Raw genomic sequence first — 1,899 nt, forward strand, 5'->3', positions numbered from 1 at the left:
TGTCGTGCCTGGCGGGTGGAAAGGCATGACAAAACGGGCCGTCAGCACCGATCAGCACGGTGGGTTTTGGCAATAACGGGCTTGCGAAAGCCAACTTGCACGGGGCGAATGATCAAAAAGTGCTCGCTGGCGGTGATAGGGAAAGTGTCGGCGCCGGCTTCACGGATTCAGGTTAAAGGAAGATTTGTAAAGATTCCATGTGTGAATCCGTTTCGTTCCAGAAATCGTACGATACTTTGACGTTTTAAATCAAAATTCACTGCATCAGTAATAGCACCTACAAGTCTGGTTGTGGCAATACGTGCTCTTCGGGAAAAAGTTTCTTCAGAAAGTGAGACAAAATCTGCAAGCCAATGCCGGGCAACAACATCAATGAAATGAGCATCATGTTTTACTCGGTCAGAAATTGGCATCAAAACCTTTTCTAATTTTGGTATATTTTCAGCAAAAAACTCATGAGGAAGAACCAATACCCCTCCCCTTCTAGGCAAATAAGAGCAAGAAATTTCTAGGTGTTGAGCTGTCGCAACTTCAAAATCATAGTAATACTTGATCTTTTTCGATATCTTTTTAAGAGTTTTCCTGCCCATTTTTACTTTAGATGGTTTCTTTTCAGAATCTTTTATCCCAAGCGTACCTTCCAGCGATGGAAGTGGCCAATCATTCAGTAAAGATTTTTTAGAATTCGAAAAATCAGTCACAACAGAATTTACGTCTAATACATTAAAACTTCTCTGTATAGCGAGAGCAGGACGAAGCCCTCCCTCATCAAAAACTGGAATTATTATTTTCATAATCATTCGCCCTCAAGCCTTTTGACTAATATACACTTACTATTTTGCAACTGCTACGAGCGCCTGTCAATGAATTATGCATATAGTCCATTTCCGCGATCTCGAACAATTATTAGTTCAATTTTCAAATACATGTTTGTAACGTGGAGTCATATTTAGCTAGATGAGCCTCAGTGAACTGATAGTATCCAAATTATTCCAGTCCTACGTGCGTGACAGTAGATAATACTGTATTGATCGTCATATGTGAAGTTCCAACACATTATTGAGCTTTGAAGCCGGTAATACGAAATTTAGCAACCTGGCTAGAGAATAATTAAAAGTTTCTATTCATAGTGGCCATATGTTTTTTACACATGTACAGAATGGCTATAAAATTTAAACAGCTAAGACTAAGCAATATCAATCGAGCATTTGGCGTACTGCAATAAATTAAGAAAGATTAAATATAAACCATAGCTGGAGTCGAGGTTAGGAAAAATCTTGCGTTATACTTCTGTCCTGACGCATTTCAGAATAACACTGACAGATTTCGTTATTTATATATTTCTTTGCAAGAATGATACAGGCATCAAAAATTCTGACTTTGTATAGCATCAGTATTTTTTACTCAGTGGCTTATCTGGCATTAATAAAGAGCAATCGGTAAAAAATGCTTGCAGTATGTTAAGTTAATAAAATTAGAAAGTTTTCGCTATTATCTACTCAATACCTCTTAGCAATCTCAGCAACACCTGACTCACTTGGCAAGTTATCGTCATTACTCATTACTATCACCATCTTTCGGCCGAAGAGAGTGCTTTGATCATGTTGATTCACACGAAGCACACGTTGCGTGGCATTGCTCGCCACCTTGGCCGCTCTGCCAGAGCCGTATCGTGTGAGATATCATGTCACACGATCAAGACTGAAAATAGATACGACGCCAGCTTAATTAGACGAAAAGCACGACGCACGCCAAATCGCCGTAAGCGTTCATTCCAGGACGTCCTGCCACCCCGCTGAAAATCGCCCTACAGTAACCTCATATTTTCCAACACGAGGTTACCCCCATGAAAAAGCACCGTACGCCGGAACAGTGGCAGGCCCTGGTTGATCAGCAGCA

Annotated in this window: 1 protein-coding gene; it reads right to left on the bottom strand. The window is 40.5% G+C overall.

Annotation, left to right across the window (positions count from 1 at the left end; translation table 11 throughout):
- Positions 1-167: 167 nt before the first annotated feature.
- Positions 168-794 carry a hypothetical protein gene (locus tag B7L15_RS19485; protein WP_139839419.1) on the bottom strand — a complete coding sequence of 209 codons (627 nt, stop codon included), beginning with the start codon at positions 792-794 and terminating at the stop codon, positions 168-170.
- Between the last annotated feature and the right edge of the window lie 1,105 nt (positions 795-1,899).

It is taken from the genome of Halomonas sp. CSM-2, from assembly GCF_002119345.1.
GTDB classification, from domain to species: domain Bacteria; phylum Pseudomonadota; class Gammaproteobacteria; order Pseudomonadales; family Halomonadaceae; genus Vreelandella; species Vreelandella janggokensis.